Source organism: Rhizobium sp. 2MFCol3.1 (assembly GCF_000377565.1).
Taxonomy (GTDB): Bacteria; Pseudomonadota; Alphaproteobacteria; order Rhizobiales; family Rhizobiaceae; genus Rhizobium.
Map to the genome: position 1 here is coordinate 1 of NZ_KB898357.1, position 15,690 is coordinate 15,690.

The 15,690-nt window shown below is 60.8% G+C and carries 13 protein-coding genes and 3 tRNA genes; 9 read left to right on the plus strand and 7 right to left on the minus strand.

The genetic code is table 11. From position 1 onward, the window contains the following. Positions 1-464 (minus strand): GTP-binding protein (locus D460_RS0111270; protein WP_018898651.1); only part of this gene is annotated, 464 nt, incomplete at its 3' end. Between the two features lie 264 nt (positions 465-728). Between D460_RS0111270 and D460_RS0111275 the strand changes: the two genes are divergently transcribed. Then, positions 729-1,238 (plus strand): hypothetical protein, encoded by a 510-nt coding sequence (locus D460_RS0111275; protein WP_018898652.1) that lies wholly within the window; start codon positions 729-731, stop codon positions 1,236-1,238. An 84-nt stretch (positions 1,239-1,322) separates the two neighbouring features. Here the strand turns inward: D460_RS0111275 and D460_RS0111280 are convergent. Then, positions 1,323-1,396 (minus strand) — tRNA-Gly (locus D460_RS0111280). Between the two features lie 26 nt (positions 1,397-1,422). Continuing rightward, a tRNA-Tyr gene (locus D460_RS0111285) sits at positions 1,423-1,507 on the minus strand. A 205-nt stretch (positions 1,508-1,712) separates the two neighbouring features. Here D460_RS0111285 and rlmB point away from each other — a divergent pair. The 7 genes from rlmB (at position 1,713) to D460_RS0111320 (ending at position 5,266) form a co-directional block, all read left to right on the plus strand. After that, positions 1,713-2,603 carry a 23S rRNA (guanosine(2251)-2'-O)-methyltransferase RlmB gene (gene rlmB / locus D460_RS0111290; protein ID WP_018898653.1) on the plus strand — a complete coding sequence of 297 codons (891 nt, stop codon included), beginning with the start codon at positions 1,713-1,715 and terminating at the stop codon, positions 2,601-2,603. A gap of 125 nt (positions 2,604-2,728) precedes the next feature. Beyond that, entirely contained in the window at positions 2,729-2,899 is a 171-nt protein-coding gene (locus D460_RS36380; protein WP_018898654.1) for a hypothetical protein, read from the plus strand. Positions 2,900-2,967: 68 nt separating this feature from the next. Then, entirely contained in the window at positions 2,968-3,105 is a 138-nt protein-coding gene (locus D460_RS36385) for a hypothetical protein (RefSeq protein ID WP_181459189.1), read from the plus strand. A gap of 122 nt (positions 3,106-3,227) precedes the next feature. Further along, a tRNA-Thr gene (locus tag D460_RS0111305) sits at positions 3,228-3,303 on the plus strand. Positions 3,304-3,454: 151 nt separating this feature from the next. After that, positions 3,455-3,742, plus strand: coding sequence for a hypothetical protein (locus tag D460_RS0111310; RefSeq protein ID WP_018898656.1), 288 nt, complete (start codon positions 3,455-3,457; stop codon positions 3,740-3,742). A 212-nt stretch (positions 3,743-3,954) separates the two neighbouring features. Continuing rightward, on the plus strand, positions 3,955-4,728 hold the full coding sequence (locus D460_RS0111315) for an NAD kinase (RefSeq protein WP_018898657.1): 774 nt from the start codon (positions 3,955-3,957) through the stop codon (positions 4,726-4,728). A 4-nt stretch (positions 4,729-4,732) separates the two neighbouring features. Beyond that, a complete protein-coding gene (locus tag D460_RS0111320) occupies positions 4,733-5,266 on the plus strand; it encodes a hypothetical protein (protein ID WP_018898658.1) in 534 nt (177 codons plus the stop codon). An 85-nt stretch (positions 5,267-5,351) separates the two neighbouring features. Here D460_RS0111320 and prfB read toward each other — a convergent pair. From prfB to D460_RS0111335, 3 genes are all read right to left on the minus strand, one after another. Next, positions 5,352-6,483, minus strand: a protein-coding gene (gene prfB, locus D460_RS0111325; RefSeq protein WP_111561177.1) for a peptide chain release factor 2 whose coding sequence is annotated in 2 segments (ribosomal slippage) — positions 5,352-6,413 and positions 6,415-6,483 — 1,131 coding nt in all. Because the reading frame shifts where the segments join, the coding sequence is not laid out codon by codon here. Positions 6,484-6,583: 100 nt separating this feature from the next. Further along, positions 6,584-9,031: a penicillin-binding protein 1A gene (locus D460_RS0111330; protein ID WP_018898660.1), complete on the minus strand. Its 2,448-nt coding sequence runs from the start codon at positions 9,029-9,031 to the stop codon at positions 6,584-6,586. Between the two features lie 243 nt (positions 9,032-9,274). Further along, positions 9,275-10,456, minus strand: coding sequence for an N-acetylmuramoyl-L-alanine amidase (locus tag D460_RS0111335; protein WP_018898661.1), 1,182 nt, complete (start codon positions 10,454-10,456; stop codon positions 9,275-9,277). Between the two features lie 711 nt (positions 10,457-11,167). On the opposite strand from D460_RS0111335, the gene D460_RS0111340 reads away from it, so the two are divergent. Beyond that, positions 11,168-14,065 (plus strand): ribonuclease E/G, encoded by a 2,898-nt coding sequence (locus tag D460_RS0111340; protein WP_018898662.1) that lies wholly within the window; start codon positions 11,168-11,170, stop codon positions 14,063-14,065. 454 nt (positions 14,066-14,519) lie between these two features. Here D460_RS0111340 and D460_RS0111345 read toward each other — a convergent pair whose 3' ends face one another. After that, a complete protein-coding gene (locus D460_RS0111345) occupies positions 14,520-15,623 on the minus strand; it encodes a COX15/CtaA family protein (RefSeq protein ID WP_018898663.1) in 1,104 nt (367 codons plus the stop codon). Positions 15,624-15,690 lie beyond the last annotated feature (67 nt).

Sequence of the window (15,690 nt, forward strand, 5' to 3'; positions counted from 1 at the left end):
GACGACAGAAGTTCGCGAACTTCCATCTCGACGAGTTCGAGCAGTTCAGCGTCGTCGACCTGGTCGACCTTGTTGAGGAACACGACCAGAGCCGGAACGCCAACCTGACGAGCGAGCAGGATGTGCTCGCGAGTCTGCGGCATCGGGCCGTCAGCAGCCGAGCAAACCAGGATCGCGCCGTCCATCTGTGCGGCACCGGTGATCATGTTCTTGACGTAGTCGGCGTGGCCGGGGCAATCAACGTGGGCATAGTGACGGTTGGCCGTCTCGTACTCGACGTGTGCCGTCGAGATGGTGATGCCGCGTGCCTTTTCTTCCGGTGCAGCGTCGATCTGGTCGTACGCCTTGAACTCGCCGAAGTACTTCGTGATCGCTGCCGTCAGAGACGTCTTGCCGTGGTCAACGTGGCCGATCGTGCCGATGTTAACGTGCGGCTTGTTGCGCTCAAACTTACTCTTTGCCATTTGAATGCTTCCTGTGAACGAAATGGATGACCCCGGCGAACCGGTTTAGTGCCGCCGTTTAAGGCTTTCGGCGGAATTGCGCAAGACTTAATTGCGGACGCTATTCCGCACTGCTGCCGCATATGGGAACGAAGCATTCGATCGGCAATATAGAAGTGCGACGAAGCGCGCGCGTTTTCACCATAAACCGCCACAAGCGATTGATGCTGTGATATTACTTGCCTTGCCGGAGCCACGCCGGCGATCGCCCGGGGGGAGCATGGCATGGAACCAAAGGACATCGCGAAACGATCGGCCGGCAACTTTCTGATCTTTGCCGGCTGTGCATTCATATTGTGGATATTGGCGGCCGCGATCGACTGGATCGCGCAGGTCGTGCGGCTCTCGACGCCCGAGCGGCTGCCGGCGCTGGCAGCCTCCATCGTCAGCTCGTCGACGCTGCAGGCGATCGTCGCCATATGGCTGCTGACGGCGGCTGTCGCCATCGCATTTCCAAGGGTGCTCAGGCCGCTATCGACCACGACGACGCTGATGTTCGATGTCGGCTACGGCATCCTCGGCGCGCTGACAGGATTTGGCATCGCGATCGGGCTCTTCGGCGGCGGGTGGTCGATCCTTTTGCGCGCACTGATCTATAGTGCCGTCATCGCCATCGGCTATGTCGCCGTGCGCAAATGGCTGTCGCGGGACGAATTCACGATGGATGGGCGCACACGCTGGATGGCGGCCGGCATTATCGCGCTCGCCTCCCCTTTCGTGTTGCTCTGGGGCTGAGATCGGACGCGACGCGTCAGCGCTCTAGGGAAACGCAAACAAGCGCTTGCGCGCTGTGGATAATGTCAGACTTCGATTTGAAAGTGGAGCGGGTAGCGGGAATCGAACCCGCGTATTCAGCTTGGAAGGCTGCTGCTCTACCATTGAGCTATACCCGCGGGGTTTGGTCCGATCCGAGGACGAATGGTGGAGAGAGTTGGATTTGAACCAACGTAGGCTGAGCCAACGGATTTACAGTCCGTCCCCTTTAACCACTCGGGCATCTCTCCAGTTTTTCGTCCGGATCGTTAGACCAAGTCTGCTAGACTTTCGAAGCGTTGCCGCCCCTCGGTCTGCGCCGCGTATATGACGGGCCGAGTTGCCTATGTCAACACGATGACGATGGAAAATATGCGAAAAATGTCATCGGCGATGGAAAGCCCCTGTGGACAAAGAAATCCTATGCGGAAAGAAATGCCACCGCTATAAAGCGGCATGAGCAAAGACAACAAATCCGGGGGCACGCCCTCCGACGAAAAATCCGCCAAGGATACGCACTACGCGAATCTGCGTCGTGCGCATCGCGATAACAAGCGCGAACGCGGCGAAATTCCAACTCCCGGCTTCCAGAAGCGCAAGCGTGGCGGCGATGACTGGAAGCCGCCGACGCTGGCGCCCGACCAAGTCCATCTCTATGGCCTGCACACGGTGCGCGCCGCGCTGGAGAATAAAGAGCGCAAGAAGATAAAGCTGTCGGTGACCCCGAACGCGCTGGCCCGCCTTGAGATCGATGTCGAGAAACTCGGCATACCGTACGAGATGGTTTCGCCGCAGGATCTCGACAAGGTGCTTGGCCCCGATGCCATCCACCAGGGCGTCATGCTGGAAACGCGCCCCCTGCCCGTGCGCCGTCTTGAAGCGCTGAAGGACAGCCCGCTGATCCTGGTGCTCGATCAGGTGACCGATCCGCACAATGTCGGCGCCATCATGCGTTCGGCCGTCGCGTTCAATGCCGGCGCGCTGATCACGACGCAGCGCCACAGCCCGACCGAATCGGGCGTGCTTGCCAAATCCGCCTCCGGCGCACTGGAGCTCATCCCTTATATACAGATTACCAATCTCGCCGACGCGCTTGGCGAACTGCACAAGCTTGGTTTCGTCACCATCGGCCTTGATTCGGAAGGCCCGGCTCCGCTCGAGGGCACCTTCTCCGGCGACAAGGTGGCACTCGTGCTTGGCGCGGAAGGCAAGGGATTGCGCCAGAAGACGCGCGAGACCGTGAATGCGCTGGCGCGGCTCGATATGCCCGGCGAGATCAAGTCGCTCAACGTGTCCAACGCTGCGGCGATCGCGCTCTACGCGGCACGCATTCATCTGAAGGGCTGACAGGCTCACGAACGGGCCACCACCATGCCGAAAGATGCCGCTGCTGATACTCGACCGCCTCGGTTTTGACGTCAGCAGCGGTTATCATCCAGCAATGCTCCGACCAACAAGGAGAAGCATCCGACATGGCAGTTCGTCCCCTCATCATCGGCATTCTCTTCATCGGCATCCTCGTCGCCATCATTCTCAGCATCGGCTGGATCGACAAGACCCAACCCGTGCACCAACCCGACCCGCTCGCTCCCACAGCCCCAGGCACCAATCCCACCACGACAGCACCGCCGCCTGCGCAATAGCCGCGACACCCGTTCCGGAACCCAATTGCCTTATTTGCGTTTCTTCCTCGTTCAAAAGGAGAAATCGCGTGCGAATAATGATCGCTGTCATCGCTCTCATGGTTGTTTCGGTTCTCAGCATCGCTGCCATGCCGTCTTCCGGCGATGGCATGGGCGAGAATGGCGGCCACCTGCAATCGACCGTTCGCCAGACCACACCAAACTAGCGACGCCGAACTAACCATGCGAAACTGGCGCCCGACTACGGCCTGTTGAAATCACGAAGCGAAATCAAATCGTGGCCGATTTTCCTTTACAGAGCAGCAAAATCTGCTAATTGGCGGGCGTTGCCCTTGTAGCTCAGTTGGTAGAGCACCTGATTTGTAATCAGGGGGTCGCGGGTTCGAACCCTGCCGGGGGCACCACAATTCTTCGAAGGAATCGATTGTTGCCACACCGACGGGCCTCGGTAGACGAGATGCTCGCGTTGCAACATTTGGTTCCTATTGCCCTTGGTTTCCCAGGGTTCCCCTGCATTCACGGCTGATCCGTGCAACATGCCAAGAGGTTATTGAAATGGCTGAACTCACCCCGGCGCAGATCGCGGGACTTAAACTCGCCCGTGACGGCGATCTCTATCCGCAGGCGGCCGGCAAGTGGACGCATGAGAACGCAACCGTGACTTATGCGAAAACGGACCGCTGGAAAGAGCGCCCGCAAAAGATCAAGACGGTCACCGCGAAGACGCTTGTGGATCTTTGCGAGCACGGCTTCCTGGAGCGCCGCAACCTCACCGACGATGGCACCACCGATACCTATGGCATCACCATGGGCGGAAAGATCTGGCTGCTTCAGAACAAGTGAGGCGCCGTCGCCGAGCCGACGGGCCACGGACGCTAGTCGACCAAGGCCCGCTTGAAGCCGATCACAAACAGGGGGCGCCATGAAATTGGCGCCCTTCTGCCCTCTCCCCACCTATGTAGAGAGTAGTCCCGGCGAACAGCTGCGACCTTAAAATGCCTTGTCGTGCCAGCCCATTATCATTTAGCTAGGCGGACTTTATCAAAGGGCATTGCATGAGCGTATCCTTTCAGACCCTCTGTTTTCTGGCTTCCCCCACCGCCGAGGCGCTGGCGGCGCGCGATGAACTGATTCGCGTTTACGGCGATGTGCCAGCCAAGGATGCCGATGTGATCGTGGCGCTCGGCGGCGACGGCTTCATGCTGCAGACGCTGCACAGCACGATGAACTCCGGCAGGCTCGTCTATGGGATGAACCGGGGCTCCGTCGGCTTTCTGATGAACGAGTACCGCACCGACGCGTTGCGCGAGCGGATCAATGCCGCCGTCGAGAACACCTTTCGGCCGTTAAGAATGACGACCACGAATGCGGATGGGACGAGCGATACCGCGCTTGCGATCAACGAGGTCTCCCTGTTTCGCCAATCCTACCAGGCCGCCAAGCTCAGGGTGGAAGTCGATGGTGTCGTGCGGCTTGAGGAACTGATCTGCGACGGTCTGATGGTGGCGACGCCGGCCGGTTCGACGGCTTACAATCTCTCTGCGCACGGACCGATCCTACCGCTCGACGCACCGCTGTTGGCGATGACGCCGGTGAGCGCGTTTCGTCCCCGCCGCTGGCGCGGGGCGTTGTTGCCGAACAAGGTGACCGTGGACATTCATATTCTCGAATCGGAAAAGCGGCCGGTGAATGCGGTTGCCGATAACTCCGAGGTCAAATCGGTGCTGCATGTGCGCATTGCTCAATCCGAACACATGACCGCCCGCATTCTATCCGACCCCGACCGTTCCTGGTCCGACCGTATTCTATCCGAGCAATTCGAGGATTGAGGCGATGAAGCGTTTCGGACTGACAGCGTGCGCGCTGCTGATCGCCGCAGCTCCGCTTGCCGCGCATGCGGCGGATGCCACGGATCCCATATTGCCCGCGAGCATCACATTCGCGACGAGCACGGGGTACTGGGCGGACGACGGCAATGCGCCGGCGGTGACGCGCCCGCCAACGGCGAGCACGCCGAATGCGCCAGCCGCAGCGACGGCGACGCCCGCCGCGCCAAGCCAACCCCGCCACGGCTATTACAAGCTGTTTGCGGTTCGCCAGGCCGATCGCACCGCCAAGGTCTATCTGCAGCAGATCGCACAGACCGATGCAGGCCCTGAGATCGTCTCAACGGTCGAGGTTCAGGAGCTGAACGACCTCAATCCCTATTTGACGGATATTCGTCCCGAGAACTCGACCGGCCGGCTGAACGAGCCGGGGCTGTTCGCCATGGTCTATCTGAAGACGGATCCGGATGGAGATGCCGATAGCTGGACCGTCATTATCGACGAGTTCGGCGATATCAGCGTCGAGAAGTCGGGACATTAAAGTCGGTCGCGCTTCGAAAGACGCACCACCAGAATCAGAAAAGGCCCCTGCTGGGGCCTTTTCGATGTCATTTCACCAAGATCGATCAGTCGACGTCGTCGACCACGGCATCCGCCTTGCCGCTGATGCGGTGGGCGAGCGCTGCTTCCATGAACTCGTCGAGCTCGCCATCCAGCACGTCGTCGGGCGCGGTGCTGGTAACGCCGGTGCGCAGGTCCTTGACCATCTGGTAGGGCTGCAGCACGTAGGAGCGGATCTGGTGGCCCCAGCCGATATCGGACTTGGAGGCCGCTTCGGCATTGGCCGCGTCTTCGCGCTTCTTAAGTTCCGCTTCGTAGAGGCGTGCGCGCAGCATGTCCCACGCCTTGGCGCGGTTCTTGTGCTGCGAGCGTTCCTGCTGGCACTGCACCACGATGCCCGAGGGCATGTGGGTGATGCGGACGGCGGAGTCGGTCGTGTTGACGTGCTGACCACCCGCGCCAGAGGAGCGATAGGTGTCGATGCGGCAATCGCTTTCGTTGATGTCGATCTGGATCGAGTCGTCGACGACGGGGTAGACCCAGATGGACGAGAACGAGGTGTGACGGCGCGCGTTGCTGTCATAGGGCGAGATGCGGACCAGGCGGTGAACGCCCGATTCGGTCTTCAGCCAGCCATAGGCGTTGTGGCCCTTGACGAGCAAAGTCGCGGACTTGATGCCAGCTTCTTCGCCGTCGTGCACTTCGAGCAGTTCAACCTTGAACTTCGAGCGTTCGGCCCAGCGGGTATACATGCGCAAAAGCATGTTCGCCCAGTCCTGGCTTTCCGTGCCGCCGGCGCCGGAGTGTACTTCGAGATAGGTGTCGTTGCTGTCGGCTTCGCCAGACAACATCGCTTCGACCTGCTGGCGCGCGGCTTCGGCCTTGAGTGCCTTCAGCGCGTCTTCGGCTTCCTTGACGATAGCCTCGTCGCCCTCGTCCTCGCCCATCTCGATCAGCTCGATATTGTCTTTGATCTGCTGTTCGAAGCGGCGGACGCCGCTGATGCCATCATCGAGCTGCTGGCGCTCGCGCATCAGCTTCTGTGCTTCGGTGGCATCGTTCCAGAGGTTCGGGTCCTCTGCCTTGTTGTTCAACCAGTCCAGTCGTCTGATCGCCTGGTCCCAGTCAAAGATGCCTCCTCAGCAGGGTGATAGCCTGCTTGGTTTCATCGACTACGTTCTGGATTTCCGCTCGCATTGTCCCGCTTCTTTGCGTTGTCTTCAAAAGTCGTCCGTCAAATAGTTGTGGCGGCCGCGGATGTAAAGAGCCGCGACCGCCACGCTATCAGTCGTAAATGTCAGTAGAGACCGCCGGCGCCGGATTGAACCGCCTGGTTGGCCTGCGGCGAGGTCTTCAGGATTTCCTCCGGTGCCATGGTGTTGTCCATGCCGATGACGGAGTAGCTGTCGGCCGGGCCGGTGCCGGGCTTGAAGGCCTCGATGATGGTGTTCGGATCGCCCTGCGTCGCGGCCATGCCGGTCTTGCGGTCGATCGGGATCAGGTTCATGCCGGCAGGGATCACGAACTTCGATACCGGCGTGTCCTTGACGGCCGCCTGCATAAACTCGTTGAAGACGGGCGCGGACAGCGAGCTGCCGGTGCCGCCGCGGCCCAGCGTCGATGGCGAATCGAAACCGATATAAAGACCGGCGACCAGATCCGGCGTGAAGCCGACGAACCAGGCGTCCTTTTCGTCGTTGGTCGTGCCGGTCTTGCCGGCGACGTCGCGTTCGCCGAGCTGGACCTTGCCGGCGGCCGTACCGCGCTGGATAACGCCCTGCATCATCGAGGTGATCTGGTAGGAAGTCATCGGGTCGAGAACGGTTTCGCGGTTATCGACCACGTTCGGCTCTTCCTGGTTCTGCCAGTCGCTGGCGTTGCAGGCCTCGCAGACGCGCTCCTCATGTTTGAAGATGGTCTTGCCGTAGCGGTCCTGGATGCGGTCGATCAGCGTCGGCTTGATCTGCTTACCGCCGTTAGCGATGACCGAATAGGCCGAAACCATGCGCAGCACGGTGGTTTCGCCAGAGCCGAGCGACATGGCCAGTACAGGCATCATCTTGTCGTAGATGCCGAAGCGGTTGGCATATTCGGCAACGACATTCATGCCGAGGTCGTTGGCGAGGCGCACCGTCATGCGGTTGCGCGAGTGCTCGATGGCGAAGCGCAGCGTGTTGGCGCCACCGCCCTCACCTTCATAGTTGTCAGGCGCCCAGACCTGGCCGTTGCCGACCTGGATTTCGAGTGGATCGTCGCTGACGACCGAGGCCGGCGTGTAGCCGTTGTCCATGGCGGCTGCGTAGACGAAGGGCTTGAAGGACGAACCAGGCTGGCGCATCGCCTGCGTGGCGCGGTTGAATTCCGACTGGGCATAGGAGAAGCCGCCGACCATGGCCAGCACGCGGCCGGTCTTCGGGTCCATGGCGACGAGACCACCGCCGACCTTCGGCGGCTGGCGCAGACGGTAGGATGTGGAGCTGTCGCCACCGAGGCGCTCGACGAAGACGACATCGCCCGGTTGCAGCACGCCCTGCGGCGACTTGGAGGTCTTGCCGCCGGTGGCCGAACGGAAGGCCCACTGCATGTTCTTGGCTTCAATGGTGCCGCGCTGGCGGTCGGCGCCGATCTTGCCGGCGCCATCCTTTTGCGGCTGCAGGCCGATGTCGACGCTGTCGCTCGCGACAGCAAGCACGACAGCCAGGTCCCATTCCGGAACGTCGGAGAGAGCCGGGATATCGGCGAGTGCCTTGCCCCAGTCCGACGTCGTGTCGATCTGCTTGATCGGGCCGTGGAAGCCACGGCGTTCATCGTAGTTGATCAGGCCATCCTGCAGCGCCTTGCGCGCGAAGACCTGCAATTGCGGATCGAACGAGGTGCGGACCGAGAGACCACCCTCATAGAGCATCTTCTCGCCGTACTGATCGATCAGCTGGCGGCGGACGGCTTCGGCGAAGTAGCCCGATGCGAAGAGCGACGGACCGCTGGTGCGGCCGGTGACACCGAGCGGCTGCTTCTTGGCTTCAGCGCCATCTGACTGGCTGACATAGCCATTCTCGACCATGCGGTCGATGACCCAGTTGCGGCGGGTTACCGCAGCCTCAGGATGGCGGAACGGATGGTAGTTCGCGGGGCCCTTCGGCAGCGAGGCCAGATAGGCGGCATCGGCGATGGTCAGTTCGTTGACCGACTTGTTGAAATAGGTGAGTGCGGCGCTGGCGATACCGTAGGAGTTCAGGCCGAAGAAGATCTCGTTGAGATAGAGCTCAAGGATCTTGTCCTTGCTGTAGGCCTGCTCGATGCGGAAGGAGAGAATGGCTTCCTTGGCCTTACGCTCCATGGTCTGTTCGCTCGACAGCAGGAAGTTCTTGGCGACCTGCTGCGTGATCGTGGAACCACCCTGCGTCGGGCCGCCGGTCAGATAAGCGACCACGGCGCGGCCGAAGCCGGTGACGTCGATACCAGGATGCTGGTAGAAATTCTTGTCCTCAGCGGAGAGGAACGCGGCCTTGACGCGATCGGGGACGGCCTGGATCGGAAGAAACAGGCGGCGCTCCTTGGCATATTCGGCCATTAGCGCGCCGTTGCCGGCATGCACGCGCGTCGTTACCGGCGGCTCGTAGCTGCTCAGCACCGCGTAGTCAGGAAGATCCTTCGTCACCGTCGCCAAATAAACGGCAACGGCCGCCGCTACGCCCAGGAACAGGACGCAAGCCGCTCCGAAGAAATATCCAAGAAGTCTGATCATATCTAAGCTACCGGTATCTCAATTGTCGATCGGCGCGCGCATAACAATCGCATGAACCGCGGCACTTTGCACGCTGCGCGAATTACTCCATGCCGGATGCGGCCACAAGCCAATTCCTTTTTGCACACGGAAACATAGCCGTGAGTAATGGCCTGAATGTGAGGAAAGTAGGGCTTTTGCCTGCAATTCCACACGCATACATGTTTACCCACGCAAGTGTCACATCTGAGCAACGGCCGCCTGTCAGCCGCCATTGGCGACCATGGATGCGTGATAATGCTTCACCGCCTCAGTCAACAGGTCGCCCATCTTGGCGCGCCAGGTGTCGTCGAGCAGCAGTTTCTCGTCTTCCTTGTTCGAAAGAAAGCCGAGTTCCAGCAGGATGGAGGGAACATCGGGCGCCTGCAGAACGCGGAAACCAGCATGGCGGTGCGGGTTGTTGATGGTCCCGACCTGATCCTTGAAGGAGGCCAGCACGCTTTCGGCCATCGAGATCGAGAAAGCCTGCGTCTCGCGCCGCGTTAGGTCGAGCAGGATGTCGGCCACTTCGGGCGGCTCGGCCGCGGCCGCCTTGCCGGCGATCTGGTCGGACAGGTTTTCACGGTCGGCGAGATCGGCGGCGAGCTTGTCGGATGCCTTGTCGGAGATGGTGTAGACGGTGGCGCCGCGAATATCCTTCTGGCGCAACGTGTCGGCATGCATGGACACGAAGAGTGCGGCGTGGTTCTGCCGGGCGATCTGGACGCGCTCGGACAGCGACAGGAACGAATCATCCTTGCGGGTCAGGAAAGCCTTGATGCCGGGCTCGCGGTTCAACCGATCCGCGAGCGTCTTGGCGAATGCCAGCGTGACGTCCTTTTCCTGGGTCTTCGTGTCGACGCCGATCGCGCCGGTATCGATGCCGCCATGGCCGGCGTCGACGGCGACGATGAAGTCGCCGGGCTCAGCCTTTTCGGGCACCGGTATGGCGCTGGTCGTTTGCGCGGCCTCCGGCTCGTTCCAGGATTGGGCTTTCACCAGCTCGGCGAAGGTCGCCTTGTCGGTCATCTCGGCTTCGAGAACGAGCCGTTGTCCCTTGCCGTTTTCATCGGCCTGAACCTTCGCCATGCCGATGCGAACCGGCTTTGTCGCCGTCAGCACGATGCGGGCGCTGTCGCCATCCATCGTGCCGTAGCGGATATCCTTGAAAAGGCCCCTCGCCTCGAGATCCTTGGCTGGGAAACCAAAAGCGGTTGCCGGAAGATCGACGACGACGCGTTCCGGATTGGCGATGTAGTGGATGGAGAAGCTCGGGGGACGATCGAAATCGATGACGATGCGGGTCCTGGCATCGTCGCCGACGATACGCGCGCCATAGGCTAGCAAGCGCTCTTCGCCGGCCGCGGTCGCCACCGAATGACCAACCAACGGAACGGCCACAGCCATCACCGCGGCAACCAGCCAAGCCCTGAAGTTTTTCGTCCGCAAGCCGGATTTTACCGTTGCGCGCCGCGTCTCGCTATACAACCGACTGTCATGCCCCAATTGTCATCAATGCCGGATCCCGCGATACACGCGATTGCGACCGAGAACAATTGTCACTGTCGCCGCGCCGGAATCACCTCGTCCACCGCTATTTTTTATGATGCTGCAAATCCATCAATATTATGGCACATTTGGCTTTTCCCTTGCTATTGTGACGGAGAAAACATACAAGCAATTTTAGGGTAGAAGCACTGACGGGATAGAGTCGCCGACAAGGCAGCCAACCGTAAAGGACCTGGCGCCACAACCGGCAATCGTCCGCCGTCTTACATGCTTCCACTCGACAATGGATCCTGATTTTTCCGGAGTATGCGGAAACTTCATCGGTGGATTGCCACCAACCGCTCTTTAAAGAGAGAGCAAACTCATCGGGCCTGAATAAGGTCTTTGTTTTGTCGATCTCGCTTGGTCTTTTATGGTGTCGCAGCAGGTTTTATCTAAAGTCTACAGACCCCGGGAGAAGAGTTTCCCCGCTGCTGTCTGGCTGCTGCCTTCCACACCGAACCAATCGCGACTTTCACTATCCGGCGCTGCTATGACGGTCCGCACTCCCCTTGTCTTATCGACTGCGGAGACTGCCGACGATCGACCGCGCCGAGGAGCTCAGCTTACATGGCAGACAAAATGCTTATCGACGCGTCTCACGAGGAAGAGACGCGCGTCGTTGTCGTTCGCGGAAACCGCATAGAAGAATTTGACTTCGAGTCGGAACACAAGAAGCAAATTCGCGGCAACATCTACCTCGCAAAGGTAACGAGGGTCGAGCCTTCGCTGCAGGCTGCTTTCGTCGATTACGGCGGCAACCGGCACGGCTTCCTGGCCTTTGCCGAAATCCATCCCGATTATTACCAGATCCCGCTTGCCGACCGTCAGGCCCTGTTGCGCGCCGAAGCCGAAGAGCATCGCCGCGACGACGATGTCGAGCATGTTGATACGGCACGGATCGACCCCGCGACCCAGGACCAACCCGATGTGGGCATCGTTGCCAAGGACGAGCCTGATGCGCCTGTCGAAGCCGCTGCAGAGGTCGTAGAGACCGTCGAAGCTGCAGAGGTTGTCGAAGCCGTCGAGGAGGCGCCTGTAAAGAAGGCAGCCAAGCCCCGCCGGAGCCGCAAGAAGGTCGTTCCCGCCGCTGACGAAGCGACGGTTGAAGCTGACGCCGCGGCATCGTCCGACGACGACGGTTCCACCGGCGGCGAGATGGCCGCCATGGTCGAGACCGACACGATTTCCGAAGACGTCGATGCGCGCCGCCGCGGTGACGACGAAGACGACGACGATCATGATCACGAAGAAGAAGTGATCGAGAACGTCGGCGCCGAAGACGCCATGGAAGAAGTTCCTGACCGTGTGCAGCGCAAGCCGCGCAAGCAGTACCGCATCCAGGAAGTCATCAAGCGTCGCCAGATCCTGCTCGTTCAGGTCGCCAAGGAAGAACGTGGCAACAAGGGCGCCGCCCTCACCACCTACCTATCGCTTGCCGGCCGTTATTCGGTTCTGATGCCGAACACCGCACGTGGCGGCGGCATCTCCCGCAAGATCACCAGCCCTCAGGACCGCAAGCGCCTGAAGGAAATTGCCAAGATGCTCGAAGTGCCGCAGGGCATGGGCGTCATCCTGCGCACCGCCGGCGCCAACCGCACCAAGGTCGAAGTCAAGCGCGACTTCGAATATCTGATGCGCCTTTGGGAAAACGTCCGCACACTGACACTGGCTTCGACCGCTCCCTGCCTCGTCTACGAAGAGGGATCGCTGATCAAGCGCTCGATCCGCGACCTTTACAACAAGGACATCGGCGAGATCATCGTCTCCGGCGAAGAAGGCTATCGTGAAGCGAAAGACTTCATGAAGATGCTGATGCCGAGCCACGCCAAGGTGGTCCAGCCTTACCGCGACATTCACCCGATCTACTCGCGCTCCGGCATCGAAGCCCAGCTCGACCGTATGCTGCAGCCGCAGGTGACGCTGAAGTCGGGTGGCTACCTGATCATCAACCAGACCGAAGCGCTGGTTTCGATCGACGTCAACTCCGGTCGTTCGACCCGCGAGCACTCGATCGAAGACACGGCACTGCAGACCAACCTCGAGGCCGCCGACGAAGTCGCTCGTCAGCTGCGCCTGCGCGACTTGGCCGGCCTTGTCGTCATCGACTTCATCGACATGGAAGAAAAGCGCAACAATCGCGCTGTCGAGAAGAAGCTGAAGGATTGCCTGAAGAACGATCGCGCCCGCATCCAGGTCGGCCGCATCTCGCACTTCGGCCTGCTCGAAATGTCGCGCCAGCGCATTCGCGCATCGGTTCTCGAATCGACGACGCAGGTCTGCTCGCATTGCGGCGGCACCGGTCACGTTCGTTCGCAGTCTTCCGTTGCCCTGCACGTGCTGCGCGGTATCGAAGAATATCTGCTCAAGAACACGACCCACGACATCACTGTTCGCACGACGCCGGAGATCGCTCTTTATATCCTCAACCACAAGCGTCAGACGATCGTTGACTATGAAGCCCGCTTCGGCGTCGCCATCATCATCGATGCCGATGGCGCCGTTGGCGCGCAGCATTTCGCGATCGATCGCGGCGAAGCCGTAGAGAACCCGGTCAAGATCGAGACGCTCTTCAACTTTGCGGCCATCCCTGAAGACGACGACGATGACGTCGTTATCGAGATCGACGAGGAAGAAGACGAAGAGCTGGAAGAAAAGCAGGCGTCGGAACGTCCGGCTGCCGCTGCCCGTGCAGAGGGCGAAGGTGACGGACGCAAGCGCAAGCGCCGCCGTCGTCGTCGCGGCCGTAACGGTAATGGCGAGCAGCAGGCATCCGACGAGAACGGCGCCGAACAGGCTGGCGACGAAGACAGTGGTGACGAGGAAGGCGACGACGCCGAAACCACGTCCGCTGCCGGCTCCGAAGAACGCGCCGAGGGCGATGACGCACAGCGCCGCAAGCGCCGCCGTCGCGGCAAGCGCGGCGGTCGCCGCAACCGCGAGGAAGGTGCCGAAGGCGCTGAGGGCGACGATGTTGCCGAAGCCGAGGGCGACGTTGCCGCAAGCGCAGAAGCAGTTGAGACCACGGACGAAGCCGCAGTCGCAACCGAAGACAGCACGCCGGTAGACGTTGTCGTCGAAGCCGCAGCAGCAGAAGCTGTCGAAGCCTCCTCGGCCATGGCCGCCGTCGAAGCCGGCGCCACGGTAACGGAAGACGTGAAGCCGAAGCGCGCTCGTCGTAGCCGCAAGGCCTCGCCGGTCGAAGAGCCTGTCGTGGAAGCAGAAGTGGCGCCTGCCGCTGAAGCAGCTCCGGTTGCCGAAGCAGCCCCTGCCGCCGAGCCGGAAGTGGCCGAAGCCTCCGCCGATCTGGCAGCTCCTGCCGAGGAAGAAGCAAAGCCCGTTCGCGCCAATCGCGGCGCAAACGTCGCCTCCTCCGAACCGACCGTCAAGTCTTCCACCACGGAAGCGGCTGATGGCGATGGCAAGCCGAAGAAGGCCGGCTGGTGGCAGCGCCGCGGTTTTTTCTGAGACTGATTTTCGGACGTAAATAATTGAAATCCGGCTGTGGCGACGCAGCCGGATTTTTTCGTTCAGGGGTTATGTGTTGTTGAATACGGGATGCACCAGACAGCCCCGGTGGCGGGGCTGGGATGTCGGTCTCGCGCGACCGTAAACAGAGTGCGCCATATCAAGACTCCAGATGCTTGAACGCTTTCACACGCGGCGAAGTCTCATCCCTGGCCTGCCAGCAACCATCGCTCACGCTAACTCGGCTATGCACACCGACGCCGCCGGCTGTCATGAGCGGGAAACTGGTTCCAGCCAGAAGCTGCAACGGTTTGGCGATAGGCAGAAAAGCAAGCAGCGAGATCGGCTTCCGGCCGGATCTCGCTGATGCAAACTTGATGATTGCTGTAAGGCGCGTCAGCCGCGCAAGGCTAGCCACGACCCGCGCATCAGCGCTGCAGGTCGTGACCCCAAATCAATCGCGTTCGGAGATAACCGTCGCGTGTGGGTATTCACCGTAGAAGCCGCGCCAGTTGGCGATCGCGAAGCCGAAGACGACGAGTGCGCCGCCCTGGTGCAGCAGGCCCCAGTGGAGCGGGACTTCGAGCAGCAAGGTGGCGATGCCGATCGAGGCCTGGATGGTGACGAGGGCGAACATGACGACGGCGCGGCGCGCGTGGGTCGTAGCGGGTGCTGCGCGCAGCAGCATGATCATGTTGATCAGTGTCACGGCAAACAGCGTGTAGGCGCCGACGCGGTGGATGAACTGCACCGTCTTCGGGTTTTCGAAGAAGTTGATCCAGGCGGGCTGCTGGATCAGCAGATCGGAGGGCACGATAGCGCCGTCCATCAGCGGCCATGTGTTATAGGTGAAGCCCGCATCGAGACCGGCGACCAGCGCGCCGAGATAGATCTGGAACAAGGTCAGCGCGGCGATCACGCAGGCCCAGACACGTGCGCTTTTGGTCGGCGCTGTGTCTTCGGAATGCGGCGAGAGCGCACGCATGATCCACATGCAGGATGCGAAGATCAGACAGGCGGTGATCAGATGCGTCGCCAGGCGATACTGGCTGACATCGGTGCGCGCGGTCAGTCCCGAAGACACCATCCACCAGCCGATGGCGCCCTGGAAGCCGCCGAGCGCCAGAATGCCGACAAGAGGCCAGCGCAGGCGGCGTTCGATCCTGCCGGTTGCCCAGAAGTAGAGGAGCGGCAGCGCGAAGATCACGCCGATGCCGCGGGCGATCAGGCGGTGCGCCCATTCCCACCAGAAGATACCCTTGAACTCATCGACGGTCATGTCGCTGTTGATCTGCTGGAATTCGGGAATGCGCTGGTAGAGCTTGAATTCTTCTTCCCATTCCGTGGCGTTCAGCGGCGGAATGACGCCGTGGATCGGCTTCCATTCGGTGATCGACAGGCCAGAATTGGTCAGGCGCGTCGCGCCGCCCACAATCACCAGACAGAACAGCGCGAGAAGGACGATGCCGAGCCAAATTCGTATGGCCTTGCGATTATCATCCTGCTTGCGCACCTGGCGCAGAATTTCCTGTTCAGTCGTGAGATCAGCGACGGCCATGGACGGACTCCTTCGTTCCGACAGTTGATTTGCCTTAGCCACTGATGCAAAACAAGTCCGAACATTT

Excerpts from the sequence above, each read along its gene's own strand:
- D460_RS0111275 (WP_018898652.1), top strand. The coding sequence starts at position 729 with ATGGAACCAAAGGACATCGCGAAACGATCGGCCGGCAACTTTCTGATC.
- rlmB (WP_018898653.1), top strand. The coding sequence starts at position 1,713 with ATGAGCAAAGACAACAAATCCGGGGGCACGCCCTCCGACGAAAAATCC.
- D460_RS36380 (WP_018898654.1), top strand. The coding sequence starts at position 2,729 with ATGGCAGTTCGTCCCCTCATCATCGGCATTCTCTTCATCGGCATCCTC.
- D460_RS0111310 (WP_018898656.1), top strand. The coding sequence starts at position 3,455 with ATGGCTGAACTCACCCCGGCGCAGATCGCGGGACTTAAACTCGCCCGT.
- D460_RS0111315 (WP_018898657.1), top strand. The coding sequence starts at position 3,955 with ATGAGCGTATCCTTTCAGACCCTCTGTTTTCTGGCTTCCCCCACCGCC.
- D460_RS0111320 (WP_018898658.1), top strand. The coding sequence starts at position 4,733 with ATGAAGCGTTTCGGACTGACAGCGTGCGCGCTGCTGATCGCCGCAGCT.
- D460_RS0111330 (WP_018898660.1), bottom strand. The coding sequence starts at position 9,031 with ATGATCAGACTTCTTGGATATTTCTTCGGAGCGGCTTGCGTCCTGTTC.
- D460_RS0111335 (WP_018898661.1), bottom strand. The coding sequence starts at position 10,456 with ATGGCTGTGGCCGTTCCGTTGGTTGGTCATTCGGTGGCGACCGCGGCC.
- D460_RS0111340 (WP_018898662.1), top strand. The coding sequence starts at position 11,168 with ATGGCAGACAAAATGCTTATCGACGCGTCTCACGAGGAAGAGACGCGC.
- D460_RS0111345 (WP_018898663.1), bottom strand. The coding sequence starts at position 15,623 with ATGGCCGTCGCTGATCTCACGACTGAACAGGAAATTCTGCGCCAGGTG.